Origin of the sequence: Phycicoccus avicenniae, from assembly GCF_018139485.1 — a bacterium.
GTDB classification, from domain to species: Bacteria; Actinomycetota; Actinomycetes; order Actinomycetales; family Dermatophilaceae; genus Phycicoccus; species Phycicoccus avicenniae.
Window position 1 is genome coordinate 127014 of the sequence record NZ_JAGSNF010000019.1, and the last position, 26239, is coordinate 153252.

General features: G+C 75.2%; 28 protein-coding genes, 1 pseudogene and 1 riboswitch. Of the genes and pseudogenes, 15 read left to right on the forward strand and 14 right to left on the reverse strand.

What is annotated here, in order from left to right; all coding sequences use genetic code 11:
• Positions 1-166 precede the first annotated feature (166 nt).
• Together KC207_RS13455 and KC207_RS13460 are read left to right on the forward strand one after the other, a co-directional pair.
• Entirely contained in the window at positions 167-934 is a 768-nt protein-coding gene (locus tag KC207_RS13455) for a sigma-70 family RNA polymerase sigma factor (protein WP_211603817.1), read from the forward strand.
• Between the two features lie 51 nt (positions 935-985).
• Complete coding sequence (locus KC207_RS13460; RefSeq protein ID WP_211603818.1) at positions 986-2338, forward strand: serine hydrolase domain-containing protein; 1353 nt, start codon at positions 986-988, stop codon at positions 2336-2338.
• A 22-nt stretch (positions 2339-2360) separates the two neighbouring features.
• On the opposite strand, the gene KC207_RS13465 is transcribed toward KC207_RS13460, so the two are convergent.
• Positions 2361-3035, reverse strand: a complete 675-nt coding sequence (locus KC207_RS13465) for a DUF2510 domain-containing protein (RefSeq protein ID WP_211603819.1) — start codon at positions 3033-3035, stop codon at positions 2361-2363.
• Between the two features lie 229 nt (positions 3036-3264).
• Here KC207_RS13465 and KC207_RS13470 point away from each other — a divergent pair, with 229 nt between their 5' ends.
• The 4 genes from KC207_RS13470 (at position 3265) to KC207_RS13485 (ending at position 7214) form a co-directional block, all read left to right on the forward strand.
• Complete coding sequence (locus KC207_RS13470) at positions 3265-4140, forward strand: sulfite exporter TauE/SafE family protein (RefSeq protein WP_211603820.1); 876 nt, start codon at positions 3265-3267, stop codon at positions 4138-4140.
• A 139-nt stretch (positions 4141-4279) separates the two neighbouring features.
• Positions 4280-5422 carry a LolA-like protein gene (locus KC207_RS13475; protein WP_211603821.1) on the forward strand — a complete coding sequence of 381 codons (1143 nt, stop codon included), beginning with the start codon at positions 4280-4282 and terminating at the stop codon, positions 5420-5422.
• Positions 5419-6405 (forward strand): ABC transporter ATP-binding protein, encoded by a 987-nt coding sequence (locus tag KC207_RS13480; protein ID WP_211603822.1) that lies wholly within the window; start codon positions 5419-5421, stop codon positions 6403-6405. Before KC207_RS13475 ends, KC207_RS13480 begins: the two co-directional genes overlap by 4 nt.
• Positions 6402-7214 carry an ABC transporter permease gene (locus KC207_RS13485; protein WP_211603823.1) on the forward strand — a complete coding sequence of 271 codons (813 nt, stop codon included), beginning with the start codon at positions 6402-6404 and terminating at the stop codon, positions 7212-7214. The genes KC207_RS13480 and KC207_RS13485 overlap by 4 nt, the downstream gene beginning before the upstream one ends.
• Here the strand turns inward: KC207_RS13485 and KC207_RS13490 are convergent.
• Positions 7204-8001: an esterase/lipase family protein gene (locus KC207_RS13490; RefSeq protein ID WP_211603824.1), complete on the reverse strand. Its 798-nt coding sequence runs from the start codon at positions 7999-8001 to the stop codon at positions 7204-7206. The two genes, KC207_RS13485 and KC207_RS13490, sit on opposite strands and share 11 nt — an antisense overlap.
• A gap of 185 nt (positions 8002-8186) precedes the next feature.
• Between KC207_RS13490 and KC207_RS13495 the strand changes: the two genes are divergently transcribed.
• From KC207_RS13495 to KC207_RS13505, 3 genes are read left to right on the forward strand one after another with little or no spacing between them, the layout of a single operon-like run.
• Positions 8187-8681, forward strand: coding sequence for a hemerythrin domain-containing protein (locus KC207_RS13495; RefSeq protein WP_211603825.1), 495 nt, complete (start codon positions 8187-8189; stop codon positions 8679-8681).
• Between the two features lie 11 nt (positions 8682-8692).
• The gene (locus KC207_RS13500) at positions 8693-8851 is read left to right on the forward strand and encodes a DUF2256 domain-containing protein (RefSeq protein ID WP_249138741.1); all 159 of its coding nucleotides are present in this window, start codon (positions 8693-8695) and stop codon (positions 8849-8851) included.
• 55 nt (positions 8852-8906) lie between these two features.
• The gene (locus KC207_RS13505; RefSeq protein WP_211603827.1) at positions 8907-9407 is read left to right on the forward strand and encodes a metallophosphoesterase family protein; all 501 of its coding nucleotides are present in this window, start codon (positions 8907-8909) and stop codon (positions 9405-9407) included.
• Here KC207_RS13505 and KC207_RS13510 read toward each other — a convergent pair.
• Positions 9316-10338: a helix-turn-helix transcriptional regulator gene (locus tag KC207_RS13510; protein WP_211603828.1), complete on the reverse strand. Its 1023-nt coding sequence runs from the start codon at positions 10336-10338 to the stop codon at positions 9316-9318. The two genes, KC207_RS13505 and KC207_RS13510, sit on opposite strands and share 92 nt — an antisense overlap.
• Positions 10339-10392: 54 nt before the next feature.
• Between KC207_RS13510 and KC207_RS13515 the strand changes: the two genes are divergently transcribed.
• Entirely contained in the window at positions 10393-10968 is a 576-nt protein-coding gene (locus KC207_RS13515) for a dienelactone hydrolase family protein (RefSeq protein WP_211603829.1), read from the forward strand.
• Positions 10965-11528 (forward strand): mycothiol transferase, encoded by a 564-nt coding sequence (locus tag KC207_RS13520; protein WP_211603830.1) that lies wholly within the window; start codon positions 10965-10967, stop codon positions 11526-11528. Before KC207_RS13515 ends, KC207_RS13520 begins: the two co-directional genes overlap by 4 nt.
• Positions 11529-11543: 15 nt before the next feature.
• Here KC207_RS13520 and KC207_RS13525 read toward each other — a convergent pair whose 3' ends face one another.
• The 3 genes from KC207_RS13525 to KC207_RS13535 form a co-directional block, all read right to left on the reverse strand.
• The gene (locus KC207_RS13525) at positions 11544-11786 is read right to left on the reverse strand and encodes a DUF3072 domain-containing protein (RefSeq protein WP_211603831.1); all 243 of its coding nucleotides are present in this window, start codon (positions 11784-11786) and stop codon (positions 11544-11546) included.
• 80 nt (positions 11787-11866) lie between these two features.
• Positions 11867-13138 (reverse strand): extracellular catalytic domain type 1 short-chain-length polyhydroxyalkanoate depolymerase, encoded by a 1272-nt coding sequence (locus KC207_RS13530; RefSeq protein ID WP_249138742.1) that lies wholly within the window; start codon positions 13136-13138, stop codon positions 11867-11869.
• Positions 13139-13305: 167 nt separating this feature from the next.
• A complete protein-coding gene (locus KC207_RS13535; RefSeq protein ID WP_211603832.1) occupies positions 13306-13515 on the reverse strand; it encodes a hypothetical protein in 210 nt (69 codons plus the stop codon).
• 124 nt (positions 13516-13639) lie between these two features.
• Here KC207_RS13535 and KC207_RS13540 point away from each other — a divergent pair, with 124 nt between their 5' ends.
• Complete coding sequence (locus tag KC207_RS13540; RefSeq protein WP_211603833.1) at positions 13640-14551, forward strand: aminoglycoside phosphotransferase/kinase family protein; 912 nt, start codon at positions 13640-13642, stop codon at positions 14549-14551.
• Positions 14552-14581: 30 nt separating this feature from the next.
• Here the strand turns inward: KC207_RS13540 and KC207_RS13545 are convergent, their stop codons facing one another.
• Positions 14582-15817, reverse strand: a complete 1236-nt coding sequence (locus KC207_RS13545; RefSeq protein WP_211603834.1) for an ATP-binding protein — start codon at positions 15815-15817, stop codon at positions 14582-14584.
• A 131-nt stretch (positions 15818-15948) separates the two neighbouring features.
• Positions 15949-17607, reverse strand: coding sequence for an alkaline phosphatase D family protein (locus KC207_RS13550; protein WP_211603835.1), 1659 nt, complete (start codon positions 17605-17607; stop codon positions 15949-15951).
• Positions 17608-17880: 273 nt separating this feature from the next.
• A riboswitch (guanidine-III (ykkC-III) riboswitch) is annotated at positions 17881-17946 on the forward strand.
• Between the two features lie 10 nt (positions 17947-17956).
• Between KC207_RS13550 and KC207_RS13555 the strand changes: the two genes are divergently transcribed.
• Positions 17957-18271: a DMT family transporter gene (locus KC207_RS13555; protein WP_211603836.1), complete on the forward strand. Its 315-nt coding sequence runs from the start codon at positions 17957-17959 to the stop codon at positions 18269-18271.
• A gap of 69 nt (positions 18272-18340) precedes the next feature.
• Here KC207_RS13555 and KC207_RS13560 read toward each other — a convergent pair whose 3' ends face one another.
• From KC207_RS13560 to KC207_RS13570, 3 genes are all read right to left on the reverse strand, one after another.
• Positions 18341-18676 carry a rhodanese-like domain-containing protein gene (locus tag KC207_RS13560; protein WP_211603837.1) on the reverse strand — a complete coding sequence of 112 codons (336 nt, stop codon included), beginning with the start codon at positions 18674-18676 and terminating at the stop codon, positions 18341-18343.
• Between the two features lie 92 nt (positions 18677-18768).
• Positions 18769-19104 (reverse strand): YnfA family protein, encoded by a 336-nt coding sequence (locus KC207_RS13565; RefSeq protein WP_211603838.1) that lies wholly within the window; start codon positions 19102-19104, stop codon positions 18769-18771.
• A 43-nt stretch (positions 19105-19147) separates the two neighbouring features.
• Positions 19148-20008, reverse strand: a complete 861-nt coding sequence (locus tag KC207_RS13570; RefSeq protein WP_211603839.1) for an Fpg/Nei family DNA glycosylase — start codon at positions 20006-20008, stop codon at positions 19148-19150.
• 111 nt (positions 20009-20119) lie between these two features.
• Between KC207_RS13570 and KC207_RS13575 the strand changes: the two genes are divergently transcribed.
• Positions 20120-22525 carry a beta-galactosidase gene (locus KC207_RS13575; protein WP_211603840.1) on the forward strand — a complete coding sequence of 802 codons (2406 nt, stop codon included), beginning with the start codon at positions 20120-20122 and terminating at the stop codon, positions 22523-22525.
• A gap of 78 nt (positions 22526-22603) precedes the next feature.
• On the opposite strand, the gene KC207_RS13580 is transcribed toward KC207_RS13575, so the two are convergent.
• Both KC207_RS13580 and KC207_RS13585 read right to left on the reverse strand, forming a co-directional pair.
• On the reverse strand, positions 22604-23755 hold the full coding sequence (locus KC207_RS13580; RefSeq protein ID WP_211603841.1) for an App1 family protein phosphatidate phosphatase: 1152 nt from the start codon (positions 23753-23755) through the stop codon (positions 22604-22606).
• Between the two features lie 26 nt (positions 23756-23781).
• On the reverse strand, positions 23782-24627 hold the full coding sequence (locus KC207_RS13585; protein ID WP_211603842.1) for a GAF and ANTAR domain-containing protein: 846 nt from the start codon (positions 24625-24627) through the stop codon (positions 23782-23784).
• 84 nt (positions 24628-24711) lie between these two features.
• Here KC207_RS13585 and KC207_RS13590 point away from each other — a divergent pair, with 84 nt between their 5' ends.
• Complete coding sequence (locus tag KC207_RS13590) at positions 24712-25491, forward strand: fructosamine kinase family protein (protein ID WP_211603843.1); 780 nt, start codon at positions 24712-24714, stop codon at positions 25489-25491.
• A gap of 109 nt (positions 25492-25600) precedes the next feature.
• On the opposite strand, the pseudogene KC207_RS13595 reads toward KC207_RS13590, so the two are convergent.
• Positions 25601-26239 (reverse strand): annotated as a pseudogene (locus KC207_RS13595) (hypothetical protein); the annotation flags it as partial.

The following is a 26239-nucleotide window of genomic DNA, read 5'->3' on the forward strand; positions in this document are numbered from 1 at the left end:
TGGCGCCGACCGGCAAACCCGACCGGGCGAACCCGACCGGAACCGTCGGTCGCTCGCGCTCGCCACACCCGCCCCCGACCGGTACGGTCGAGGAGGACGGCCCCGTTCCCCGGGGCCCCGGTGGTCGAGCAGCGTGCCACCGGTCCACGACGGACCGGAGGTGGCGATGACCCAGACCCAGACCGACGACGACCTGTCGACCGAGGACCTGCTCCTCGACCTGAGCGGCACCGAGGACCCGGACGACCGGGCGCGGCTCGTGTCGGCCGTCGTCTCCCGCACGCTGCCGCTCGCCGACCAGATCGCGGGCTCGTACTTCCGCCGCGGGCTGGAGCGGGACGATCTGCTCCAGGTGGCCCGGGCCGCCCTCGTCGCCGCCGTCCACCGCTACCGTCCCGACGCCGGTCACGGCTTCGCGGCGTTCGCCGTCCCGACGATCCGCGGCGAGCTGCGGCGCCACTTCCGCGACAGCGGATGGGTCGTTCGTCCCCCCCGCGGCCTCCAGGAGCTGCGGGCCGAGGTGACGCGCGCCGACGAGGACCTGCGCCACCACCTGGGCCGGGACGCCTCCCCCGACGAGGTCGCCGAGGCGCTGGGACGCACCGTCGACGAGGTGCGCGACGCCATGGCCTGCGCGTCGGCCTTCACGCCGTCCTCGCTCGACGCCCCGACGGCCTGGGGCGGCAGCCTGGGTGACCTGCTCCCGGACGCCCACGACGAGGCCGACCTCGTCGCGACCCGGGCCGCGGTCCGCGCGGAGATCGCCCGGCTCGGCCCGCGCGACCGCCGGATCCTCGTCCTGCGCTTCGTCGAGGAGCGCTCCCAGCGCGAGATCGGCGAGGACATCGGCGTGAGCCAGATGCAGGTGTCCCGCCTCCTCGCCGCCCTGCTCGACCGGCTGCGCGACGGTCTCGGTCACGTCACGGCCGCCTGACCGGCCGCCGAGCGGCACCTCGGGGGGCCTCCCGGCGGGTACGGTCTCGGCATGCGTGTCCTCGGTCGGCTGCTCCTCGTGCTGCTCGTCGTCGCCGTCGCCGGCGGGGTGTACGTCTACCGGCAGCAGAGCCCCCTCCTCCACACGGGCACCGGGTACGCGGCGCACAACGCGTGCGCGGTGACGCTGCTCGCGGGGCGCGAGGACCCCGACACCGACCTGCCGCCCAACCCCCTCGTCCCGTACCTCACCGGCTACGTCAACGAGGCCGGCCGCTCGTCGACCTCGGCGGTGGCGTGGCTCCTCGCCGAGCAGCAGGCCTGGTACGAGCCCGGCTACGGCTGCACCGTCGCCGAGGAGCGCCCGGCCGACCCCGGCCGCGCCACCGAGGTGTCGGGGGACCCGAACCCCTTCTCGGACGCCCCCTCCCCGGAGCCGACCGGCGGGCTGAGCGACGCCCTCGGCCTGGCCTTCGGGGACGACCTCGACGAGGAGGACCGGGAGCGGCTCGGCACCCGCGCGGTCGTCGTCCTGCGGGGCGGGGACCTCGTCGCCGAGCGGTACGCCGAGGGGTTCGACGCCCAGCGCCGCCAGCTCGGGTGGTCGATGGCCAAGAGCGCCACGAACCTGCTCGTCGGGAGGTACGTCCAGGAGCGCGGGCTCTCGATCGAGGAGAGCGGCCTGCGCCCGGAGTGGACCGACGAGCGCGCCGACATCACCGTCGACCAGCTGCTGCGGATGACGAGCGGGCTGTCCTGGGACGAGACCTACGCCCTCGGCACCCCCATCACGCAGATGCTCTACGCGGAGCCGGACATGGCGGCGTACGCGGCGTCCCGGCCGCTGGCGCACCAGCCCGGCACCTACCAGCAGTACTCCAGCGGGTCGACGAACATCGCGTGCTCCTGGCTCACCGCCCAGGCAGACGTGCCGGACACCGACTTCCCGCGCCGCGCCCTCTTCGCCCCGCTCGGGCTGTCCTCGGCCGTGTGGGAGCCGGACGCCGCGGGCCGGCCGGTCTGCTCCTCCTACCTGTGGGCGAGCCCCCGGGACTGGGCGGCCCTCGGCCAGCTCGCCCTGCAGGACGGCGTGTGGGGCGAGCGGCGGCTGCTGCCCGAGGGCTGGATGACCCGGTCGACGACCCTCACCTCGGTCGCCGAGAGCGAGGACCCGAACTACGCCGCGGGCTGGTGGGTCAACGAGCTGCCGGACGGCTCGCTCGTGAACCCGGACCTGCCGGCCGACGCGTACTGGGCGAGCGGCCACGACGGCCAGCGGCTCTACGTCGTCCCGTCGGAGGACCTCGTCGTGCTCCGACTCGGGTTCTCGCCCGAGGTGGACGCCGAGGACCTGCGGACCGACGGGCTGGTCCGCGACCTCGTCACCCTCGGCGCCGCGGGCTGACCACCCGCGGCGCCGCGCGGCGTCAGTAGGCGGTCGTCACCGTGACGGGGCCGTCGGGGTCGACGTCGCCGAACACGGGGACGCACGAGACGTCGCTCGAGCCGCCGCCGTCCGGCGGGACCGCCGTGCAGACGGTCTCGGCGGAGGCGTCCTCGCCGAACCCCATCGTGAAGAGCAGCGGCAGCGACTGGCTCTCGTCGAACTCGGCGGTCATGCCCTCGACGTTCTGGCCGATGCCGGCGCCGGTGTCCTCGAGCGTCCAGCCGTCGGACACGCTCGCACCCCCGACGTCGAAGCCCTCGCCGACGACGATGACGATCGTCTCGCCCTGCCCCTCGGGGATGTCGGTCGGGAGGTTGCCGATCGACTCCTGGACGTCCTGCACGGACTGGTTCACGGTGCGGCCGAACCACACGACCGCGGCGACGGCGAGGACCGCGAGGACGAGGACGACCACGAGCCCGGTGATGAGGCAGCCCTTGAGGCCCTTGCTCATCCCCTGCTTCGGCGGCGGCTGCTGGCCGTAGCCACCCTGGCCGTAGGACTGCTGTCCGTAGGGGTCCTGGCCGTACTGGGTGGACGTCTCGTAGGTGCTCGTGGGCTGCTCGGTGTCGCGGAAGTGCTCCGTCCACTGCTGGCCGTCCCACCACCGGTCGCGGCCGTCGGGCTGCGGGTGCCATCCGGGGGGTGCGCTCATCGCCGATCTCCTCCCCGCACGCTCGTCGGTCGAGGTGCGTGGACCCAGGCTATGCCCGGGCCGTCGGGCGCCGCCGTCGACGCGGCCCGTCCACCCTCGTGTGACATGCCGGATAATACCCCCTAGGGTATATTGTCCGGCATCGACGACGGAGGAGCCTCCCCATGACCAGCCGCACCCAGCCCGAGGATCTCGGCGCCGAGGTCCTCGCCGGCCTCCGGGAGGCCCGATGACCACGGTCGCGCCGCACGTGCTCTGGCTGACGCTGGTCCTCGCGGTCCTCGTCGGCGTCTCGCTCGGGCTGCTCGGCGGCGGCGGGTCGATCCTCACCGTCCCGCTGCTCGTCTACGTCACCGGCCTCGAGGCCAAGGAGGCCATCGCGACCTCGCTCGTCGTCGTCGGCGTGACCTCGGCGGCCGGCATGCTGGGGCACGCGCGGGAGCATCGCGTGCGATGGCGCACCGGGCTGCTCTTCGGCCTCGCCGGTCTCGCCGGCGCCTTCCTCGGCGGCCTGCTCGGGGGCCGGCTCCCGGGGACGGTCCTCCTGGTCGCGTTCGCGGCGATGATGCTCGTCACGGCCGTCGCGATGCTGCGCGGGCGGCGCGAGGTCACTCCGCGCACCGGCGACGTGCCGGTCCTGCACGTCGTCGGCGAAGGGCTCGTCGTGGGCGTCGTCACCGGGCTCGTCGGGGCGGGCGGGGGCTTCCTCGTCGTGCCCGCCCTCGTCCTGCTCGGCGGGCTGCCGATGGGCGTGGCGGTCGGGACCTCGCTGCTCGTCATCGCGATGAAGTCCTTCGGCGGGGTCGCCGGGTACCTGGGGAGCGTCCAGCCGGACTGGGTGCTCGTCGCCGGCGTCACGGTCGCGGCCGTGCTCGGTGGTCTCGTCGGCGGACGTCTCGTCGGCCGGGTGCCCGAGGACGGGCTGCGCCGGGGGTTCGGCTGGTTCGTCCTCGTCATGGGGGTGGTCGTCCTCGGCCAGGAGCTGCCGTCCGGGGCCGCCGTCCCGGCCCTGGCCGCCGTCGGCACCGCGGGTGTCGCCGCGGCCGTGTGCTGGCGGCTCGTCGCGGGCTGTCCGCTGCGCCGGCTGCTGGACGCCGGAGGCTGAGCCGGCCGCCCCGGAGCCGGACGGCGGCCCCGGGGGCCGGCGGCGGCCCCGGGGGCGGACGGCGGCCCCGGGGCGGACAGCGCGGGACGGATCCTGCGACCGTCGTCCCACGGACGGACCCCGTGGGTGAGACTGCGGTATGAGCACCGTCGAGACCCCCGCCGCGCGTCGGCGCTGGGCGCTCGTCGGGGCGGGGGTCGCCCTCCTCGTGGCCGTGTTGGCGGGCGGGCCCCGGGTCCTCGCCGTCGCCGCGGTGCCACCGACGACGGCGACCCCGGGCGAGGTGGTGGCGCGGGCCCTGGCGTCCGCCGACGTCCCGTACGTCGCCCGAGGCGAGAGCCGGGGCGACCTCGCCCTGCCGGACCTGCGCGGCTTCGGCGACCTCGCCGCCCTGCTCGGGGGAACGACCTCGACCCGCGTCTGGTGGGACGGGCCCCGCCACTGGCGGGTGGACGCGGTCGACCCCGCCGGGGAGCGGGACACCTACGGGCTCGCGACGTCGGTGACGACGTGGGACTCCGGCAGCCGGCGGCTCGACGTCGTCGTCGGCGACCCCTCCGCCCGGCTCCCCCGACCCGACGACCTCCTCGCCCCGCAGGCGGCCCGCCGGCTGCTCGCCGCGGTCGGACCCCAGGACCGGCTGGAGGCGCTCGACGCCCGTCGCGTCGACGGCCGGACGACCGACGGGGTCCGCGTCGTGCCCGGCGACGTCCGCAGCACCGTCGAGCGGGCCGACGTCCGCGTCGACCGGGCGACGGGTCTCCCGCTCCACGTCGAGGTCGTCGGACGGTCCGGGCGCACCTCGCTCGTCAGCACCCTCCACGACGTGGCGTTCGAGCGCCCCGACGCCTCCGTCGTCACCCCACCGGCGCCACCGGACGCCCGGCGCGGTGTGGACCGGGCGCCTGACCTCGTCGCCCGGGCGGCGACGGCGAGCCCGTGGCTCATGCCCGACGCGCTCGCCGGGCTCACTGCGAGCGGGGTCGACGTCGCCCGCGCCCCCACGTACGGCAGCGGCCTGGTCCGGGTCCTCGCGCTCCCCCTGCCGCCCCGGGTTGCGGGCGAGGTCGTCGGCGACGCGTCGTCCGTGGGCACCGCCGAGGAACGGGTGCCCGGCGGCGCCGTGACCCGCGTCGGGTCCGGCCTGCTCAACGCCGCCCTCGTGCGGGACGACGACGGGCAGCACGCCTACGTCCTCGTCGGTCTCGTCGACCCGGCCCTCCTCGACGCGATGGCCGCCGACCTGCTCGGCGACCCGCCCCCGCCGCGGACGATGCGATGACCGCCCGCGAGCACGACCCGGCACGGCGTCCGGCACCCACGACCGGCGGCGGAGCGGACGGTGACGCCGTCGTCGTCACCCGCGGGCTCACGAAGCGGTACGGGCGGGTCACCGCCGTCGACGACCTCGACCTGCGGGTGGCGGCCGGGGACCGGTACGGGTTCCTCGGGCCGAACGGGTCGGGCAAGACGACGACGGTGCGGATGCTCCTCGGGCTCGTCCACGCGACGAGCGGCGAGATCGAGGTCCTCGGGCGCCGTGTGCCGCGGCACGCGAAGGACGTCCTTCCCGAGGTCGGGGCCCTCGTCGAGGGTCCGGGCGCCTACCCCCACCTGTCGGCGCGGGCCAACCTACGCCTCCTCGACGCGGCCGGACCGGCGCGCGGCGGCGACCCGCTCGCCCCCGACACCGGGTCGCGGCGCACCCGACGCTCGCGGATCGAGGCGGCCCTGGAGCAGGTCGGCCTCACCGACGTCGGCCGGCGTCCGGTGCGCGCGTACTCCCTCGGGATGCGTCAGCGCCTCGGGCTGGCCGCCGCCCTGCTGCGCGGCCCCCGCCTCCTCGTGCTCGACGAGCCGACGAACGGTCTCGACCCGCGCGGGATCGCCGAGATCCGCGACCTCCTCCTCGACCTCAACCGAAGGGGCACGGCGGTGTTCCTCTCGAGCCACCTGCTCGCCGAGGTCGAGCTGTTCTGCACGCGGGTCGGCGTGCTGCACCGGGGCCGGCTCGTCGCCCAGGACGACCTCGACGCCCTGCGCGGCCCGACCGGTCGGACCCTCGTGCGGGTCGACGACGTCGACGCGGCCACCCGGGTGCTGGGCCTGCCGGCGGCGCGGACGACGGACGACGGGCTGCTCGTCCTCGACGACCTCCCGGTCCCCGAGGCGACGGCCGCCCTCGTGCGGGGCGGGGTCGCCGTCCTCGAGGCGGCCCCGGAGCGCCGGACCCTCGAGCAGTCGGTCCTGGGGCTCACCTCGTGATCGGCGTCGAGCTGCGCAAGCTGCTGGGACGGCCGCGCACCTGGGTGTCCATCGGGCTGCTCTGCCTGCTGCCCGTCGTCGTCGCGGTGTTCCTCGCAGTGACGGGGATCGCGCCGCGCCCGGGGCAGGGACCGACCCTGCTGTCGGCGGTCCTCGGCAACGGCGCACTCTTCCCCGCCGCCGCGCTCGGCATCGTCCTGCCGTTCTTCCTGCCCATCGCCGTCGCGGTGCAGGCCGGGGAGTCCGTCGCCGGCGAGGCGCAGTCCGGCACGCTGCGCTACCTCCTCGTCCGGCCGGTCGGGCGGACGCGCCTGCTCGTCGCGAAGCTCGTCTCGGTCCTCGCCTACACCCTGCTCGCGGTCCTGTCGGTCGCCGCCACGGGCTACCTCGCCGGGATCAGCCTGCTCGGCAACTCCGGGCAGGTCACGACGACCACCCTGTCGGGCACGACGCTCACGCCCGCGGACCTCGCGTGGCGGACCGGCGTCATGGTCCTCTACATCGGCTGGTCGATGGTGGGCGTCGCCTCCGTCGCGCTCTTCCTCTCCACCCTCACCGACTCCCCGCTCGCCGCCGCGCTCGGCGGGCTGGCCGTCCTCGTGAGCAGCACCGTCCTCGTGACCCTCGACGCCGCGGGCGCGGTGCGCGACTACCTGCCGACGCGGTACTGGCTCGCCTGGGTCGACCTCTTCCGCGACCCCGTGCCCTGGGGCGACGTCACGGCCGGCGTCCTCGTCCAGACGGGCTACGTCGTCGTCCTGCTCGGCGCCGCCTGGGCGAACTTCTCCACCCGGGACGTCACGAGCTGAGCGCGCGCGTCCCCTCCTGCCGCAGGGCGTCGCACCGGTCCGGTGCGGGTCGGTCCCCGAGGGGCTCCACGGCGAGCGCGCGGAGGACGACGGCCACGACGAGGGGGTCCCGGGGAAGCTCGCCGTGCGTCGTCCGGGCGTCCGGGCAGACCGCCTGCACCTCGACGTCGAGGGCTCCGTCGAGGACGGCCGTGTCCGGGGGGACCACCGTCTCGTCGTCGGCCGTCCACACGCTGACCCAGCGCGGGCCGGCGGGGGTCTCGGGGAGCGACGCGAGGAGGTCGCTGCCCGGGGCCAGCTGACGGCAGGCCGGGGGGCACGCGCCCGTCCCGAGGGCCGCACCGAGCCCCGCGAGGTCCGTCCCGTGGTGGGGCGAGCCGAGCGTGACGACCCGGCGCGCCCGGTCGGCCCCGCCGTCCTCGGCCGCCCAGACCCGGGCGACGACGCCTCCCGCCGAGTAGCCGACGACGTCCACCGAGGGCGCGCCGGCGGCGAGCGCCGCGTCCGCGGCCGCCGCGAGCGCGTCGGCCTGCCGCCGCAGGTCGCCCGTGCCGTCGCCCTCGGGCTCGACGACCTCCACCTCACGACCCGACGCCCGCAGCGCCGTCGCGAGGGGCTGCAGGGACGCGGTGCCGCCGCCGTAGCCCGGGACGAGGAGCACGGTGCCGGGACGGTCCTGCGCCACCGCCGAGGCACCGGAGCGCCGCTCGAGGAGCACGAGCCCCCCGGCCGCGAGAAGGACGAGCAGGACGAGGCCGAGCACCGCCGCGCGACGACGCGGACTCATCGGCGCGGTGTCCCTCGTCCCATCGGCCGAGCGTACGGGCGTGGCTCCCCGGGGGGCGCGCGCCGGCCGTCGTCGTCGCCTCGCACGACCGCTACCTGCGCTCCCGGTGAGGGGGCCGGTCGTCGCCGTCGGGGATCCCGCGTTCCGCTGACGACCCGGCACCGGCCGTGGAACGCTGGCCGTCGATGAGCGAGGACCCGAGCGCCGACGCCACCCGCGCGGTGGCGATCGGCCGCGAGCTGCGGCGTCTCCACGTCCGGCTGCGCGAGCTGCTCGACGACGCCCGGGCCGGGCTCGACCCCGCGGTCGTCGCCGCCGGCCTCCTCGCGGACCCGGTCTCGCACTGCCGGGCGTTCTGCACCGCGCTCACCGAGCACCACGAGGGCGAGGACGTCGCGCTCTTCCCGTGGCTGCTGCGGCTGCGGCCGGGGATGAGCGCGGTCGTGGGACGGCTCGAGGAGGACCATCGGCTCGTCGCGACGCTCCTCGAGGCCGTCGCAGAGGAGCTCGACGGCCGCGAGGACCCGGCGATGCTCGTGCGGCACCTCGACGGGCTCGACGCCATCATGGAGAGCCACTTCCGGTACGAGGAGCGTCAGCTCGTCCCGGTCCTCGAGGAGCTCTCCGCCGCCGGGCCCCGCACGGGGCGTCCGACGTCGGCGGAGCCGGAGGTGACCTGATGGGCGGGCGGATGCGCCGCAAGGGGGACCTGCCGACGAAGGTGTGCGCCACCTGCGGCCGCCCGTTCACGTGGCGCCGCAAGTGGGCCGACGACTGGGACGAGGTGCGCTACTGCTCGCAGCGCTGTCGCCGGGGACGACACCCGGCGCCGGCCGGCGACGACGGCTGACCGCCCACGCGGTGTCTGCGAGGCTGGGGCCGTGTCCGGCACCGACGTCTTGATCATGAGCGACACCCACCTCCCGAAGCGCGCGAAGGACCTGCCCGAGGCGCTGTGGGAGGCCGTCGACGCCGCCGACCTCGCCGTCCACGCCGGGGACTGGGTCGACGTCGCCACCCTCGACGCCCTCGAGGGCCGCAGCCGCCGGCTGCTCGCGTGCTGGGGCAACAACGACGGCGAGGACCTGCGCGCGCGGCTTCCCGAGGTCGCACGGGCCACGGTCGAGGGGGTCCGGGTCGCGGTCGTCCACGAGACGGGGCAGAAGCAGCGCCGCGAGGAGCGGATGCGGGCCGAGTACCCCGACGTCGACCTCCTCGTCTTCGGGCACAGCCACATCCCGTGGGACACCGCGTACGACGGGCTGCGGCTGCTCAACCCCGGCTCACCGACGGACCGGCGGCGTCAGCCCGACTTCACGTGGGTGACGGCGCGTCTCGAGGCGGGCGGGGTGCACGACGTCCGGCTTCACCGGCTGGCTCCTCCTCCACCCGCGCGGCGTCGCTGAGCCGCGCCGCGAGCGCGGCCACCGCCTCCCGGAGCCCGTCCCCGTCGACGACCCGGAACGGCACGGGCAGGCGGGCGAGGTCGGCGGCGTACCCCGCGAGGTTCCCGGTGCTGCCGACGAGCCGGGTCGTCCGCGCGTCGACCGCCTCGAGCCGCCCCATCGTCCGGGGCAGCCACTCGACGTCGGCGAGCGGCGCCGCGACGACGACCTCGGTGCGGTGCTCCCACCCGGTACCCAGGTGCTCCTCGAGGACCGCGACGGGGTCGAGGCCCGCGGGCGGGTCGAAGACGTGCTCGAGCACGGTGACGGACCGCACCCGGTCGACCCGGTAGGTGCGCACCGCCCCGGCCCGCAGCGACCGGCACAGGAGGTACCAGCGGCCGTGCCGGACGACGACGGCCCAGGGCTCGACGTCGAGGTCGAGGTCGCGCCCGGCCTCGGAGCGGTAGCCGAGCGCCACCCGGCGCCGGTCCGCGGCGGCCCGCACGAGGGCGACGGCGACCCCCGGGTCCGGGCGCGCGGCGGAACGGTCCGGGGCGGTCGTCGCCATCCGACGCACGACATCGGCCTGCTCGGCGACGTGCTGCGGCATCGCCCGCAACAGCTTGCCGACCGCCGCGCCGACGAGGTCCTCGGCGTCGGACGCCGCGTGGTGCCCGTCGAGGACGGCCATGACGAGACCGAGCGCCTCGTCGCTGCTGAACACGATGGGCGGCAAGCGCACCCCGCGCCCCAGCCGGTAGCCGCCCTCGGGGCCGCGGACCGACTCGACCGGGATGTCGGCCTCGCGCAGGATCCCGACGTAGCGCCGCACCGCGCGGGTCGTCACCCCGAGCCGGCGCGCCAGTCGCTCGGCGCCGATGCCCGGGCTCTCCTGGATGGCGACGAGGGTCATCAGGGCTCGCGCGGTGGGGCTCGTCCCGTCCGTCATCGGGTCATCGTCATCCGGAAGGCTTCCGTCCGCAACCCTCCCTACGGTGGGGGCATGACAGAGATCGTGCTCCTCCACCACATCCGCGGACTCACGACCGGGGTGCTCGCCCTCGCCGACACCCTGCGGGCGGCCGGCCACACCGTGCACACCCCGGACCTCTTCGACGGCCGGACGTTCGGGTCGATCGAGGAGGGTGCCGCGTACGCGGGCGACGTCGGGTTCGCCACCGTCCGCGCCCAGGGCGTCGCCGCCGTCGGGGAGCACCCGGGCGCGAGCGTCGTCGCCGGCATCTCGATGGGCGTCGTGGCCGCGCAGGAGGCCGCGCAGACCCTGCCCGGCATCCGCGCCGCCCTGCTCTACGAGGCGTTCGTCGACCCCGCGACCTTCGGCTCGTGGCCCGACGGCGTCGCCGTGCAGGTGCACGGGATGGACGCCGACCCGTTCTTCGCGGAGGAGGGCGACCTCGCAGCCGCCCGCGCCTTCGCCGAGGGGCGCGCGGACGCGGACGTGTTCGACTACCCCGGCTCCTCCCACCTCTTCCTCGACGCCTCGCTCGAGTCCTACGACCCGGACGCGACGGCGCTCGTCGTGGAGCGCTCGCTCGACCTGCTGGGGCGGCTCGGGTGAGCGCCGGGGAGCGGGTCCCGCCCCCGTGGGAGCCGCCGCTGGCGGGGAACGACGCCGAGCAGCTGCTCGCGGCCCTGGACCGTCAGCGGTGGACGTTCCGGTGGAAGGCCGACGGCCTCGACGCGACGGGCCTGCGCACGACCGTGGGGGCCTCCTCGCTCACGATCGGCGGGTTGCTCAAGCACCTCGCGCTGGTCGAGGACCACTACGCCACGACGAGGCTCGACGGCAGCGGGATGCCCGAGGTGTGGTCGACCCACGACGGCGAGGGGTGGGAGTTCACCTCTGCCGCCGCGGACGACGCGGGCTCGTTGTACCGCCTCTACGACGACGCGGTCGAGCGCGCGCGGACGCGGCTCTCGGCCGCGGCCGCGTCCGGTGGTCTCGACCGTCCCGTGGAGATGGGGTGGGGCGGCGAGCACGCGTCACTGCGCCGTCTCGTGTGCGACCTCCTGGAGGAGTACGGACGACACACCGGCCACGCGGACCTGCTGCGCGAGGCCGTCGACGGGCGGACCGGTGAGGACCCGCCGGACGACTGGCGCCCGACCCCGGGGTGAGAGCCCGGGCCCCGCTCAGCCGGCCCCGTCGACCTTCCCTTGGAGGCGGTCGATGTGCTCGCTCGCCTGCGCCTTGGTGAGGTTCGCGTCGATCTCCTCACCAGCCCGACGGGCGAGGGTGTCGAGGTAGCTGCGCTGGGCGTCGGTCATCGGCTCGTCGCCGGTCGCCCACTCCTCGGGGTCCCGCTCGGGGCCGGTCTCGGGCACCGGGCTGCCGAGCGTGTCGTGGGTGTCGTCGGTCGTCTGCTGGTCGTTCATGTGTTCGAACCTACGCCTCGGCGCCGACGCCCGGGGGTCCGGGGGACGGACCTTCGACACCGCGTCGCGGCGGCCCCGGCTCAGCACCTCTCCCAGAAGCCGGGCGAGGTCTCGCGCAGCGTCGCGGTGTAGAAGGTGTTGTAGAGCCCGAGGTTCTCCTCCGATCCCCGCGCGAACGCGTAGCCGCCGCTCTGGTACGCCCGGCCCTCGACGACGTGGGTGTAGTTCGACGAGGTGACGCAGGCCGCCGTCGGTGTCACGGTCGGGGTCGCGGTGGGAGTCGGCGTCGGGCTCGGTGTCGCCGTCGGGGTCCCGGTCGGAGTGGGCGTCGGCGTCGGCTCGGGGGCCGTGCCGTCGTCGAGGCCGAAGAAGCGCACGTCGTGGTAGGCGGCGCAGACGGTGTCGAGGAAGTACGCCCCGGCGGTGCCGCACTGCTGCGGGCCCGACCCGGGGTCGACGGGGGTGCCGTGGCCCATCCCCTCGACACGGGTGACCCGCACGGCGCCCGCGTGGTCCTCCCACGTCACGCCGGGGGCGATGGTGCCCGTGCTCGTCGGGGCTTGGCCGACGCCCGCGACGTCGGTGAACTGGTCGCGCAGCTCGGTGGCGTTGCGGGGGACGACCGTCGTGTCGGAGGTGCCCTGCCAGATCGACACGACCGGACGCGGGCCGGAGAAGGACGACGCGGCCCGCACCAGGTCCCCCCACGCCCGTGGGGTGCGGTCGACGCCGGGGTTGAGGCAGGAGAAGGCGGACACCATCGACGTCGCGCACCGGTAGGGCAGGCCCGCGTCGGTCGAGCCGCCGGCGAACCGGTCGGGGTACGTCGCCAGCATGACCGCCGCCATCGCCCCGCCCGCCGACAGACCGGTGACGTAGGCGCGGGAGCCGTCGACCCCCCACGCGGACACGGCGTGCTGGAGCATCGAGGCGATGCTCGCCGCCTCCCCCTGACCCCGCGTGGTGTCGCCCGTCTCGAACCAGGTGAAGCAGCGGCTGGAGTTGTTCGCGGTGCTCTGCTGAGCGAGGACGAGCGCGAACCCGTACCGGTCGGCCATCTCCCGCCAGCCGGACTGCGCGAAGAACGTCGGGGCGTCCTGGGTGCAGCCGTGGAGGGCGAGGACGACCGGGGCGCCGGCGGGCAGCCCGTCCGGGCGGTAGCCGTACATCGCGAGCGCGCCGGGGTTGCTGCCGAAGGAGGGGACCTGCTCGAGCTGGGCCGCCCGGGCGTCCGGCGGGCGCACGAGGACGACCGCCGCTGCGGCGAGCAGGGTCGCGAGGAGCAGCATCGCGAGGGCCCGCCCGGACCGGGCGCTCCACCCCCGTCCTCGAACGATCGGGACTGCGGTCATCGTCATCGCCTCCGGTCCGGGGCGGCCACGGTGACGCCCCACTCCTCGCACCGTGGCACCGCCGGCCCCGTGGTGGGGTGGTGGCCGGCCCCACAACCGACGACCCGCCGTGGGCCCGGAGGACATGCCGCCGACGCGTCGGCGGGACCCGCCGACGGCCTGCGTGCTCAGGCCCGAGCGACCCGGCGTCCTCGCCCGCGGTACTCCTCGAAGGAGATGCGCCCGGTGACGCGGTCGATGAGGTCACTCACGTCCTGCTCCGGCCACAGCCGCCCGTCGTGGGTCGAGCCCAGGACCTGTTCGACGAGCCGGTGGACGCGGTCGTCGTGCTGCGAGAACAGGTCCGGGTACGCCTCGACGTAGCGGCTGACGGTCATCCAGTGATCCCCCCGGGTCGGCTTTCGTCACACGACGATACTGGGCGCCCAGCCTGCCCACCCGACGACGCCCCGGCATCGGCCGTTCGGTCACGCGTCGCGACGACGGCGTAGCGTCGCGCTCGTGTTCGAGCCTCCCGCAACCGTGTCCGACGACCGGGTGCTCGACGCGGTCCGGTCCCACTGGGCGCCGGCGGCGCTGTCGGTGGCGCACGTGGCAGTGGGCTTCGGCGGGTGGCACTGGCGGGTCGACGCCGCCGACGGTCCTGTCCTCTTCGCCACCCTGGACCCCCCGCGGTGGCACACCGCCGACAGCCTCGAGGCGGCGTACGCGAGCGCGGGGCGGCTCGCCGACGACCTGCCCTTCGTGCTCGCCCCGCTCCCCCGCGACAATGGGGGCCGGTGCGTGCCGCTCGACGACGGATGGCTCAGCGTCACCCCGTGGGTCGCCGGGTCCCGCCCGGAGAGGTTCGGCGCCGAGGCGGCACGGGCCGTCAGCGCCCTGCACGCCGCCCCCGCCCCGGCGACGCTGAGGACCTGGGCCCCCGCGGTCGGGGACGGTCTCGTCGAGGAGGTGCGGGGCTGGACCGACGTGCCCTGGGACGGCGGACCGTTCGGCGCGGCGACCCGCACCGCCGTCCGGGACCGTCTCGGGGACCTCGCGGCCGGGCTGCGGGTCCACCGCGGCCTCGTGCGCCGGCTCGACCCGGACACCTACGTCGTGACCCACGGCGAGCCGGGCGTCCACAACCAGTGGCGTGGCGCCGACGGCCGGCTGCTGCTGATCGACTGGGAGAGCGTGCGGTCGGCTCCTGCGGAACGTGACCTGCTCGGTGAGGTCGGCGAGCACGTCGAGGGCGACCCCGACCTGCTCCGCCTGTTCCGGCTCGAGTGGGCGCTCGACGAGGTCCGGTCGTACTCGGACTGGCTGCGCGGCCCGCACGCCGACGACGCCGACACCCGGGTCGCGGCACGTGCCGTCCTCGGGGAGCTCGACGTCGTCTCACGGCTGGTCGGCGGGGGCGCGCCGGGCTGACCTCCCGTCGTCCTTGCGGTCCCGGGCCGGTCAGGCGCTCGTGAACTCGCGCAGGTAGCGGCCGAAGTGCGGGACGGTGAAGGCGATGAGCCCCCGCTCCCCCGAGTAGATGAGCCCCTTCTTGAGCAGGGCGTCCCGCGCGGGCGAGAGGGACTGCGGCTTGCGGCCGAGGTGCGCCGCGACGTCGGAGGTCGGCACGGCGTCGACCTCGGGCTCCCCGTCGGACGCGGTCCCGGCGGCGACCTCCGCCATGGCCCTCAGGTACTCCCGCTCGCCGGGGGTCGCCCGCTCGAAGCGCGACCCGAAGAACCCGACGGCCAGCTCGGACTCCGCCTCCGGGGCGGCCACCTCGACGTCGGCGGCGGTGATCGGCGAGCCGGGCGCCCGGTCCCAGACCGCCTTGCCGTACGCCTGGATGAAGTACGGGTAGCCCCCGGTCGCGGCGTACATCGCCGTCAGGGCCTCCGGCGCGTACTCCGCCCCCTCCTCGGCTGCGGGCCGCTCGAGCGCCGCGTCGGCTGCGGACCGGTCGAGCCGGTCGATGCGGGAGTAGCGGAACAGCCGCTCGGAGTACGACTTCGACGCGGAGAGGACGGCGGGCAGGTGCGGGAGCCCGGCGCCGACGACGATGAGCGGCAGGCCGGTCTGGCTGATCTCGTGCGCGGCGGCGCACAGCGCGGAGACGTCCTCGGGGCCGAGGTCCTGCATCTCGTCGATGAAGACGGCGATACCACGCCCGGTGTCCGAGGCCATCCCGCCGAGGTCGGACAGGAGCTCGACGAGGTCGATCTCGATGTCGCCCGAGTCCGCCCGTCCGGACACCGCGGGGACCGAGATGCCGGGGTTCCACCGATCCCGCAGCGCCGGCGCCGACCGGCTGCCGCGTCCGGACGAGGCCGCGACCGGCTCGCGCTGGGCGAAGGAGCGGACGACGCCCAGGGCGTGGTCGCCGGCGCCCCCGGCCGGCCCGAGCTCGCGGACCGCCTGGTGGACGGCCGACGAGAGGGGCCGTCGCAGGGACTGGTCGGGCCGTGCCTCGAGCTTCCCGGTGCCCCACCCCGCCCGGACGGCGGCGGAGCGGAGCGCGTTGAGCAGGACGGTCTTGCCGACCCCACGCAACCCGGTGAGCACGACGGATCGCTCGGGCCGTCCGCGGGCGACGCGTTCGAGCACGACGTCGAAGGCGTCGAGCTGCTCGTCCCGGCCGGCCAGCTCGGGGGGTCGCTGGCCTGCACCGGGGGCGTACGGGTTCCGGACGGGATCCACGATCGCAGCGTATGCGGCTCTCTAGCGTGGTCCCGATACATCCGCAGACACTGCTACGGCGTGTCGCGGGCGCGCACCGCTCCGGCACGACCCTGCGGGTGCGGGGACGCGCCGGAGCGAGTGGACGGTGGTCACTCCGACCCGTGCAGCTCCGAGCGGAGGGTGTCGGCGATCTTCTCCGCGTCGGTCCGCGGTGTGGCACCGCGCTGGGTCGACGGCAGCGGGGCGTCCTCGACCTGACGCAGTCCCCGCTGCCCGTCGTCGAGGACGAAGGTGGCGCGGGTGAAGACCTCGGCCCCCGGCGTCGCGACGTACGGGACACAGCGGAACCGGGCCTCGAGCCGGTCGGGGGTGATCGTCGTCGAGACGTAGCCGCGCAGGTTCGTCCAGAACCGCAGGTTCGGGTTCCAGTCCGCCCACGGGTGCTCCCCCGTCGGCTCGTCGTACCCGTCGCCACCCGAGGTGATCGAGGACGTGACGAGCTCGGACCCGACGACGGCGCCCGGCTCGTCGTAGTCCTCGAACAGGTCCGACGCCCAGTGCGCGTGGACGTCGCCGGTGAGCACGACCGGGTTGCGCACCCCGGCGTCGACCCAGGCGTCGGTGACCCGCCGGCGCGAGGCGGGGTAGCCGTCCCAGGCGTCCATCGAGACGGTGGTCGCCTCCTCGGACTCGTCCCGGTCGCGGCGACCGAAGAACACCTGCTGCCCGAGCAGGTCCCACCGCGCCGTCGAGGAGCCGAAGCCGTCCTGCAGCCACCGCTCCTGCTCGGCCCCGGGCAGGGAGCGCGACGGGTCGGCGGCGTCGGGACAGTCCTTGTACCCGTCGCCGCACGCCTGGTCGGAGCGGTACTGGCGGGTGTCGAGCATGTGGAAGGTCGCGAGGTCCCCGTAGTGGACCCGGCGGTAGAGCTGGAGGTCGGGGCCGCTCGGCACCGAGGAGCGGCGCAGCGGCATGTTCTCGTAGTACGCCTTGTAGGCCGCGGTCCGGCGCTGGAGGAAGGTCGGGGCGTCGGCCGCCCGCTCGGGGACGTCGTCGGCGTAGTTGTTGTCGACCTCGTGGTCGTCCCACACGACGAGCCACGGGGCGGCGGCGTGCGCCGCCTGGAGGTCGGGGTCGGTCTTGTACTGCCCGTACCGCTGCCGGTAGCCGGCGAGCGTCGTCGTCTCGGGACCGAGGTGGGCCCGGCCGACGCCGCTGCCCGCGCCCTCGTACATGTAGTCGCCGAGGTGGAGGACGACGTCCGGCCGCTCGTCGGCGAGGTGCCCGTAGGCGGTGAACAGCCCGGCCGGGAAGTTCGAGCACGAGGCGAAGGCCATCGTCAGCGCGGACGGCGTCTCACCACGGGCCGGCGTCGTCACCGCGCGGCCGACGGCGGAGCGGTGGCTGCCGAGCCGGAAGCGGTAGTGGTACTCGCGGCCGGGGCGCAGGCCGCCCACCTCGACGTGGACCGAGTGCCCCCACGCGGGGTCGGCGGTCGCCGCGCCGGCTCGGACGACATCGGTGAAGGCCTCGTCGGTCGCGACCTGCCAGGGCACCCGGTAGGTCCTGTCGGGCATGCCGCCACGGCCGTCGGCGGCGAGCGGGTCGAGGGCGAGGCGGGTCCAGATGACGAAGCCGTCCGCGGACGGGTCGCCGCTGGCGACGCCGAGGGTGAACGGGTCGGTGCGCGGGGTCACGGCGGCGGCGCTGGGCCGGGCGTCCGCGACGACGCGGGTGGTCGTGGCGACGCCGACGGCGGCGACCGCCCCGGCGTGCAGGAGGGTTCGGCGGGAGGATGAGATCACCATGGCGGTCACTGTGGCCGGGCGAGGACGACGTGCGGACGAGCGCTGCACGTGCGACGGGTGAAGCCTCGGCGCCCCTGCGGTGGACGTCCGGTCTGGGCTTCGTCAGGGCGTCGTCAGGGTGTGGTCACGGAGAGGCCGGCGGGTGCGGTCACCGACGGTCGATGCGCTCGTCTGCGGGCGTCTACGACCAGCCCTAGAGAGGACGAGAGACCCCGATCGACCGCCCCGGGCTCCGCGGTTCGCCGCGCGAGGCCGGACGTGAGATCGTGGTCCCCAGAGCCCGTCACGGGCTCCCGGACGAGGGGTGCCGTACCCGGCGACGCGACAAGACGGCCCAGGAGCACCAGCCATGTCGTGGATCGTCCTCGTGATCTCCGGAGTCCTCGAAGCCGTCTGGGCCACCGCCCTCGGCCGCTCTGAGGGGTTCTCCCGGGTAGCCCCCAGCATCGTCTTCGCCGTCGCGCTCGTCGCGAGCATGGGCGGGCTCGCCTACGCGATGAGGGAGCTGCCGACCGGGACCGCGTACGCCGTCTGGGTGGGCATCGGCGCCGTCCTCACCGTCGCCTACGGGATGGCGACCGGCGAGGAGCCGGTGAGCCTCGTCCGCCTCCTGCTCGTCCTCGGGGTCGTCGGCTGCGTCGCCGGCCTCAAGCTGACCCACTGACGCGTCGACGCCGCCCGGCCGGAGCGGTCGGGCGGCGTCGGTCGACGGCGGCGGGTCGTTCCCGCGCGGTCAGATGATCGTCGGCTGGCCCGAGGTCCCCTCGAGCGGCTTGCCCTCCGCGTGCCAGGCGCGCATCCCGCCCTCCATGTTCGCCACGTCGTAGCCCTGCTGCTCCAGCCACGGCAGCACCCGTGAGACACGGCCGCCGGACCGGCAGGTGACGACGAGCGGCTCGTCCCGGTCGAGGAACGGGGCCAGCTCGTCGAGGCGGACCGGCAGGTCGTTCATCGGGATGTGGACGGCGTTCGGCGCGTGGCCGGCGTCCCACTCGTCCTGCTCGCGGATGTCGAGGACCGCCGCGTCGTCGGCGACGTCGGTCACGGGCACGTCGGGGAACTGGCTCATGCCCTCAGGATGGCAGACCACGGGGGACCCCCGCCGCTGCCGAGGTCGCCGTCGGCCCACCGACGGCGCGGACGACCCCTCCGCGCCGCCGGTCACGCGCTGCGTGGCGCGTACATGATGACTGCGACCCCGACGAGGCAGACGAGCGCGCCGGTCACGTCGAACCGGTCCGGCCGGAACCCGTCCACGACCATCCCCCAGAGCAGGGAGCCCGCCACGAACACCCCGCCGTACGCGGCGAGGATCCGGCCGAAGTTCGCGTCCGGCTGGAGCGTGGCGACGAGCCCGTAGAGCCCGAGGGCGACGACGCCGGCGCCCACCCACAGCAGGCCACGGTGCTCGCGGATCCCCTGCCAGACGAGCCAGGCGCCCCCGATCTCGGCGACGGCGGCGAGCGCGAAGAGGGCCACGGACCGGAGGATCGTCATGCCGCGATCCTGCCAGCGGCCTCCGGCCGTGGGCCCCGGACGCCTACTTGAGGAACTTGCTCGTGCGCCGGTCGGCGAGGGGCTTGCCGCCGGTCTGGCACGTCGCGCAGTACTGGAGCGAGGAGTCGGCGAACGAGACCTCCCGGACGGTGTCCCCGCACTCGGGGCAGGCCTGACCGGTGCGGCCGTGGACCCGCATCCCCGCGCGCTTGGCGTCCTTGAGCTCCTTGGCCGGCTTGCCGGACGCGGCGGCGACGGCCATGCCGAGTGTCTCGCGCAGTGCCGTGTACAGGCGGGTCACCTGGTCGTCGTCGAGCGAGGCGGAGATGGCGAACGGCGACAGCTTCGCGACGTGGAGCACCTCGTCGGAGTAGGCGTTGCCGACCCCCGCGACGATCGACTGGTCGCGCAGCAGGCCCTTCACCTGCATCCGGTGGCCGCGCAGGATGCCCGCGAACACCTCTTCGGTGAAGTCGTCCAGCAGCGGGTCGGGACCGAGGGAGGCGATGCCGGGGACGTCCTCGACCCGGTTGACGACGTACGCCGCGAGACCCTTCTTCGTCCCCGCCTCCGTGAGGTCGAACCCGGACCCGTCGTCGAAGCGCACCCGCACCGCGATGGGCGACTTGCCCGGTCGCAGCCGCGCCGTCGGGGCGGCGTCGGACCAGCGCAGCCAGCCGGCGCGCGCGAGGTGGAAGACGAGGTGGGTCCCGCCGCAGTCGAGGTCGAGGAACTTGCCGTGCCGGGCGACCCCGTCGACCGGTGCCCCGACCAGCGCGTCGGGGGGCGGGGTGAAGGTCTTGAGCACCGCGAAGGAGCCGAGCTCGACGCCGGTGACGACGAGCCCGTCCGTGCGCTGGCGCAGGAAGTCGGAGAGCGCCTGCACCTCGGGCAGCTCGGGCATGACGCCGACGCTACCGCCCCACCCCGACACCCGTCAGCGGCTCGGGCGGACCATCGGAGCACCGCGACCGCTCGGCTTGGAGGCACCCCGCCGCCGGGGCACGATGGCCGGGTGCCCGTGGAGACCAGTCGCAAGCGCATCGTCGTCGACGGTGTCCCCCGCCTGATCCTCGCCGGGGAGGTCCACTACTTCCGCGTCCCCCGCGAGGAGTGGGGGCAGCGGCTGGACCTCGTCCTCGAGGCGGGCCTCACGGCGGTCTCGACGTACATCCCGTGGCTCCTCCACGAGCTGCCCGACGGCAGCCTCGACGTCGAGGGCCGCACCCGGCCCGAGCGGGACGTCGGCGCGTTCGTCGACCTCTGCCGCGAGCGCGGCCTCCTCGTGATCGCCCGGCCCGGGCCGTTCGTCATGGCCGAGCTGAAGAACGAAGGCGTGCCGTACCGGGTCTACCGGGAGCACCCGGAGATCGTCCCGTTCGGGTGGGACGGCGCGCCCGCCCCGACCCGGACCGTCGACTACCTCGCGCCGGCCTTCCTCGCCGAGACCGCCCGCTGGTACGACGCGATCCTGCCGGTCATCGCCTCCCGGCTGCACCACCGCGGCGGTCCGGTCGTCGCCGTCCAGCTCGACAACGAGGTGGGGATGCTCGCCTGGGTCACCAACAGCCCCGACCTCACCGACCACCTGCTCGACCACTTCGCCGGATGGGTCCGGGACCGGTACGACGGCGCGGGACCGTACCCGCTCGAGCCCGGCACCGACGGGTGGGCCGAGGCCGTGCGCTCCCCCGGGGAGGGGTGGGCCGGCCCGCTGCGCCGCGACCTCGGCGAGTTCATGCGGGTCCGCTTCGCCGACTACATGGCGGCCCTCGTCGCGATGGCCCGCGAGCGCGGCGTCGACGACGTGCCGTTCCTCGTCAACATCCACGGCACGGAGAGCGAGGCCGGCGGGCAGCCGTTCCCCATCGGCATCAGCCAGCTCGTGCGGACCTACTCGGGCATCCCCGGCATGGTGTCCGGCAGCGACCACTACCTCGGCGAGATGACCCCGACGACGACGGCCGACCTCTACGTCATGAACGCGTTCATGGACGCCGTCCACGACGCCGACCAGCCGGTGACGAGCCTGGAGTTCGAGGCCGGCAGCGGGGACTACGGCGCCGGCGCCGGGCGGCAGTACGACCCGGCGACGGTCGACCTCAAGACCCGGCTGTGCGTCGCGCAGGGCGCCCGGCTCGTCAGCTACTACCTCTTCGCGGGTGGCATCAACCCGATGCTCGACGAGCCGGTCGGCGACGGCAACGACCGCGTCTCGTTCACGGGTGAGCGGCACGGGACGGCGGCACCGGTCGACCCCGAGGGCCGCAAGGGCTTCGCCTACGAGGCGACCGCCGGTGTCGGGCACGCGCTGCGGGCGAACGCGCCGTGGCTCGCCGTCATGGACGAGGAGCACGACGACGTCGCGCTCGGCCTCGTCCTCGACGCGTACGCGACGGAGTACCACCACCCCGGCTCGGCGGTCATGACCGACGTCGTCGACGACCTCACGGCCCACCGGGGCGCCGGCGAGGGTCGCGCGCTGGCCCGGTCCCTCCTCGACGCCGGGTACCGGTTCGGCGCCGTCCACCTCGAGGAGCGCGACCCGGCACCGGGGTCGGTCCTCGTCCAGGGCTCGGGCCGGTACCTGTCCGAGGCGGTGCAGCGGCGGGTCCTCGCCCACGCGCGGGCCGGCGGCGGGGTGCTGCTCCTCGGACGTGTGCCGGAGCGGGACCTCGACGGCCGGCCGTGCACGGTGCTCGCCGACGGGCTGGGTGTCCACGGCGGGGACGTGCTCGCGGCCGACCGCTCGACCTTCCCGTCGGTCCACGTCCACGGCTGGGCGGCGCCGTCGGCCGAGCTGCGGGTGTCGTGGCGCCAGGAGGTCGTGGCGCCCGACGAGGCGGAGGTCGTCCTCACCGACGTCGACGGGGCGGTCTGCGGGGTGGACGTCGCCGTCGGGGACGGGCGCTTCGTCCTGCTCGCCGCCGGCCTACCGCCGAGCCGGGAGGTCGTCGAGCGCGCGACGAGCCGGCTCGGGTCGACACCGGGAGTCCGCCACGACGCCCCGTGGCGCGGCGTCGTGGTCACGACGACCGCCGGGGACGGGCAGCGTGCGCTCCACGTCGTCAACATCACCGGCGTGCCGATGCCGACGACGGTGTCGGTGGACGGTCGGGCACTCCTCGACGGCCGGACCCTCGACCTGCCGCCGCGCTCCGGGTACGTCCTGCCGCTCGGGGTGGACGTCGGGCCGATCCGGATCGTCGGCGGGAGCGGCGAGGTCGCGGGGGTCGACGAGGACGGCATCCGGTTCCGTCCGCTCGTCCCCGTCGGTGGGGGCGCGGGCCACGTCGACCTCGAGCCCGGCACGGCGGTCGGCGGCGACGCGTCGTACACGGTCGCGACCGGACCGGACGGGTCCGTGCGGGTCACGCCGACCGACCCGTCGGCCGCCCTGCGCATCCGCATCGCCCGCTGACCTGCGACCGACCCTGCAGCGGTGGTCGTCGTGAGCGCGACGTCCACCGCAGGGGAGGTCGCGCCACGGGTGGGCGGGTCAGCGCTCGTCTGGCTCCGGGACGAGGTAGTCCGGCGGGTCGTCGGGGTCGGTGATGACCCCGGAGGCGTACTCGGCGAGCGTCCGGTACCCGAGGTCGCCGTCCCAGACGTCCGCGATCCGTCGCCGCAGCTCGTACCCGTCGGCCCCGCGCACGACCGGGACCTCGAGCCGCTCGGTCGGCGCGGGCAGGATGTCGTCATTCGCGACGGGGATGGCGTGCGAGAGGACCTGCTCGCCGGCCGTCAGCTCGCGGATCGCGATGCCACGTACCCGGTCCGGACGCCGCGTCGCGAACTCGGTGTACAGGCGGGGGTCGTGCTGGCCGTCGTCCCCGACGAGGAGCCACCGGATGTTCGGCAGGTCCCTGGCGAGCCGGTGCAGCTGGGCGCGCTTGTGGTCCTGACCGGAGCGGAACCACCCGGTGTGCGTCGGACCCCAGTCGGTGAGCAGCATCGGACCGGCCGGGTAGCCGCACCGCTCGAGGAACCGGTGCAGGTGCGGCGCGGTGTTCCACGCCCCCGTCGAGAGGTAGACGACCGGTGTGCCGGGCTGGGCGGCCATGAGCTCGCGGTACATCGTCGCCATGCCGGGGACGGCCCGCCGGGCCCCCTCGGAGCGGACGAAGGTGTTCCACGCGGCGATCATCGGACGGGGCAGCGAGGTCGACATCACCGTGTCGTCGATGTCGCTGATGATCCCGTACGTGACCGTCGAGCCGACGACGAGCACGGGGCACTCGACCGGCTCGGCCCGTGGGGAGTCGATGTACACCTGGTGCCATCCGGGGGCGAGCCCGTGGCCTCGCACGACGTGGTCGACGTACCCCCCGCGGTCGGTCCGCGCGGTGACGATGCGTCCGCCGACCCGGATCGTCACCGGCTCGTCGGCGACCGGGGTCGCGAAGAACGCGCGCCATCCGCGCGTCTCGCTCTCGACGGCGCGCAGCTGCGCGTCGTACGACGGCTCGGTGGGCTCGTCCTCCGGGCGGCGCCGGCTCATGATGACGCGCGCGAACAGACGCAGCTGGGTGGCACTGCCGTAGCCCGTGGACGGGATGACCCGGGTCCCCCATCCCCGCGACTCCAACAGACCGGCCTTGCGCCGGGTGTAGGCGTCCTCGACGAGGGCCGCCGCGTGGGGTCGCGCCATGCCGTGATGCTAGATGACCTGGCCGGTCACCGTGTGCGGACGGGGGTCACCGAGTCCTCCGACCCCGTGCCCGCTGCGGCCGGCGCGGCCTCCGGCGCGGCGTCGGCGGCCGCGTCCTCCGGGGGCTTCGGACCCGACACCGAGGCGACGAACTCCTCGGCGAGCAGCCGGAGCTTGACGTTGCGGTCCTGCGACGCCTTGCGCAGCACCTCGAAGGCGTCGTGCTCGCTGAGGCCGCGCATCGCCATGATGACGCCCTTCGCCTGCTCGATGACCGCCCGGCTGGCCATCGCCTGCTCGAGCTGCCCGGCGAGCCGGCGCATCCCGTCGAGGGCGGTGACCGCGACGACCGCGTCGGCGCAGCGGCCGGCCGCGATCTCGACGACCGCGGTGTCGAGGTCGTCGAAGGCGTTGGTCGCCCACGCGTAGAGGTTGATGGCGCCGACGCACTCGTCACCGCTGATGAGCGGTGCGGCGTAGAGGCTGCGCATCCCGTCCTGCCGGCTGATCCGGGCGAAGTCGGGCCAGCGGCCGTCGTCGTGACAGAGGTCGGGGACGGTCTGCGGCTCACGCGTGGCGGCGGCGTCGAGGCAGGGTCCCTCGCCGAGGGCGTACTGCGCGGCGTCGATCTCGAGCGTCTTGACCGTCGTGTAGGCGGCCGTGTGCGCCCGGTCGCCACTCACGACGGTGATCCCCACCTCGTCGCAGCCGTCGACGAAGCGCCGCACCGTGTGGACGACCCGCTCGAGGTAGTCGGAGAGCTCCTCCATCGACTCGAGGACACCGCCCAGCTCCTGGCTCAGGCGTGCGATGGCCGCGGAGGGGTCGACGTCCTCGTCCTCCGGGAAAGGTGTGACCACGGCGTTCGTCATGCGAGGGTCCTTCGGAAGTGCTGGTCCGGCGGGCCCCGACTCTAGCGCCCGACGCCGCGCGTCGGGAGTGCGACGATGACACCCATGGCCCGGACGCACCGCAAGAGCGCACGCGCCGTCCCGGACGGGTACTTCGCGTGGGAGGCCGCCGGTCTGCGGTGGCTGGCCGTCACCGGCGGCGCACCCGTCGCCGAGGTCCTCGACGTCGGTGACACCCACCTCGACCTGCCGTTCCTCGACTCGGCCCCTCCGACGCCCGCTGCGGCCGAGGAGTTCGGCCGGCGGCTCGCGGCCACGCACGCCGCCGGTGCCGCGGGGTACGGAGCCGCACCCCGCGGATGGGACGGTGACGGGTGGCTGGGGCCGCTCAGCGAACCCCTGCCGCTGCGGCTCGGGCGGTGGGAGGACTGGGGGACGTTCTACGCGCAGGCGCGCATCGAGCCGCTCGTCCGGATGGGGCGCGACCGGGGCACCTACGACGCGTCCGACGCCGCCGTGCTGGGGCGGTGCGCTGACGCCGTCGCCTCCGGCCGGTTCGACACCGGGGAGGAGGCCGCACGACTGCACGGCGACCTGTGGTCCGGCAACGTCATGTGGACCGAGGACGGTGTCACCCTCATCGACCCCGCGGCCCACGGAGGGCACCGCGAGGCCGATCTCGCGATGCTCGCCCTCTTCGGCGCACCGCACCTCGACCGGACGCTCGCCGCCTACGACGAGGCATCGCCGCTCGCCCGGGGCTGGCCGGAGCGGGTGGCCCTGCACCAGCTGCACCCGCTCGTCGTCCACGCGGTGCTGTTCGGGGGCCCGTACGTGTCGCAATCGGTCGAGGTCGCCCGGCGGTTCGGCGCAGCGACCTCCTGACGGCGCGTGACGGTGCCGGACGCGGGTCGTCCCGCGTCCGGCACCGCCCCTCCGAGCTCGGTACCGCACCGGATTCGGCAGGGGGCGAACCCGGGGCGGTACCGAGCGGTCAGGCCGCGCTCACCACGTACGTGCGGCGGCGCGAGGCGAGCAGGGACGTCGCCCCGAGCAGCAGCAGGAACGCCCCGAGACCAGCGAGGGGCCCGAGGTCGACCCCGGTCTGCGCCAGCTGCGACGAGAGTGCAGCCGTCGGGACCGAGGACGGGACCGCGCCACCGACGGCGCCCGCCGGCGCGCCGCCGCCCGACGCGGGTCCCGTCACCTCGTCGGAGTCCTCCGGGGTGCCCTCACCGGGGGTGCCGGGGCCGGGCGTCTCCCCGTCGGGGGTGCCCGGCGTCCCCGGGTCGGGGGTCTCCCCTCCCGGCGTCCCCGGGGTGCCCGGGTCGGTCGGGTCGGGCGTCTCCCCGCCCGGGGTGCCCGGGTCCTCCGGATCGGGCGTCTGGCCGCCGGGCACCGTGGTGGTGGCGCCCTCGGTGGTGGAGTCACCGATGACCGACACCGCGTTGCCGCCGATCGTGATGGGGGCCACGATCCCCGGCGCGAGGATGTTCCCGCCGAGCAGGCCGTCCTCGCCGGTGGTGGAGTCGCCACTGGAGGCACCGCCCCCGGTCACGACACCGGTCACCGACCCCTCGGACGAGGAGTCACCGATCACCGAGACGGCGTTCCCGCCGACGGTCACCGGCGC

Bases quoted from the DNA above. Each gene is read 5' to 3' on its own strand.
- KC207_RS13455 (WP_211603817.1), top strand. From the start codon at position 167: ATGACCCAGACCCAGACCGACGACGACCTGTCGACCGAGGACCTGCTC.
- KC207_RS13460 (WP_211603818.1), top strand. From the start codon at position 986: ATGCGTGTCCTCGGTCGGCTGCTCCTCGTGCTGCTCGTCGTCGCCGTC.
- KC207_RS13465 (WP_211603819.1), bottom strand. From the start codon at position 3,035: ATGAGCGCACCCCCCGGATGGCACCCGCAGCCCGACGGCCGCGACCGG.
- KC207_RS13470 (WP_211603820.1), top strand. From the start codon at position 3,265: ATGACCACGGTCGCGCCGCACGTGCTCTGGCTGACGCTGGTCCTCGCG.
- KC207_RS13475 (WP_211603821.1), top strand. From the start codon at position 4,280: ATGAGCACCGTCGAGACCCCCGCCGCGCGTCGGCGCTGGGCGCTCGTC.
- KC207_RS13480 (WP_211603822.1), top strand. From the start codon at position 5,419: ATGACCGCCCGCGAGCACGACCCGGCACGGCGTCCGGCACCCACGACC.
- KC207_RS13490 (WP_211603824.1), bottom strand. From the start codon at position 8,001: ATGAGTCCGCGTCGTCGCGCGGCGGTGCTCGGCCTCGTCCTGCTCGTC.
- KC207_RS13495 (WP_211603825.1), top strand. From the start codon at position 8,187: ATGAGCGAGGACCCGAGCGCCGACGCCACCCGCGCGGTGGCGATCGGC.
- KC207_RS13500 (WP_249138741.1), top strand. From the start codon at position 8,693: ATGCGCCGCAAGGGGGACCTGCCGACGAAGGTGTGCGCCACCTGCGGC.
- KC207_RS13505 (WP_211603827.1), top strand. From the start codon at position 8,907: ATGAGCGACACCCACCTCCCGAAGCGCGCGAAGGACCTGCCCGAGGCG.
- KC207_RS13510 (WP_211603828.1), bottom strand. From the start codon at position 10,338: ATGACGGACGGGACGAGCCCCACCGCGCGAGCCCTGATGACCCTCGTC.
- KC207_RS13515 (WP_211603829.1), top strand. From the start codon at position 10,393: ATGACAGAGATCGTGCTCCTCCACCACATCCGCGGACTCACGACCGGG.
- KC207_RS13525 (WP_211603831.1), bottom strand. From the start codon at position 11,786: ATGAACGACCAGCAGACGACCGACGACACCCACGACACGCTCGGCAGC.
- KC207_RS13530 (WP_249138742.1), bottom strand. From the start codon at position 13,138: ATGACCGCAGTCCCGATCGTTCGAGGACGGGGGTGGAGCGCCCGGTCC.
- KC207_RS13535 (WP_211603832.1), bottom strand. From the start codon at position 13,515: ATGACCGTCAGCCGCTACGTCGAGGCGTACCCGGACCTGTTCTCGCAG.
- KC207_RS13550 (WP_211603835.1), bottom strand. From the start codon at position 17,607: ATGGTGATCTCATCCTCCCGCCGAACCCTCCTGCACGCCGGGGCGGTC.
- KC207_RS13555 (WP_211603836.1), top strand. From the start codon at position 17,957: ATGTCGTGGATCGTCCTCGTGATCTCCGGAGTCCTCGAAGCCGTCTGG.
- KC207_RS13560 (WP_211603837.1), bottom strand. From the start codon at position 18,676: ATGAGCCAGTTCCCCGACGTGCCCGTGACCGACGTCGCCGACGACGCG.
- KC207_RS13565 (WP_211603838.1), bottom strand. From the start codon at position 19,104: ATGACGATCCTCCGGTCCGTGGCCCTCTTCGCGCTCGCCGCCGTCGCC.
- KC207_RS13570 (WP_211603839.1), bottom strand. From the start codon at position 20,008: ATGCCCGAGCTGCCCGAGGTGCAGGCGCTCTCCGACTTCCTGCGCCAG.
- KC207_RS13580 (WP_211603841.1), bottom strand. From the start codon at position 23,755: ATGGCGCGACCCCACGCGGCGGCCCTCGTCGAGGACGCCTACACCCGG.
- KC207_RS13585 (WP_211603842.1), bottom strand. From the start codon at position 24,627: ATGACGAACGCCGTGGTCACACCTTTCCCGGAGGACGAGGACGTCGAC.
- KC207_RS13590 (WP_211603843.1), top strand. From the start codon at position 24,712: ATGGCCCGGACGCACCGCAAGAGCGCACGCGCCGTCCCGGACGGGTAC.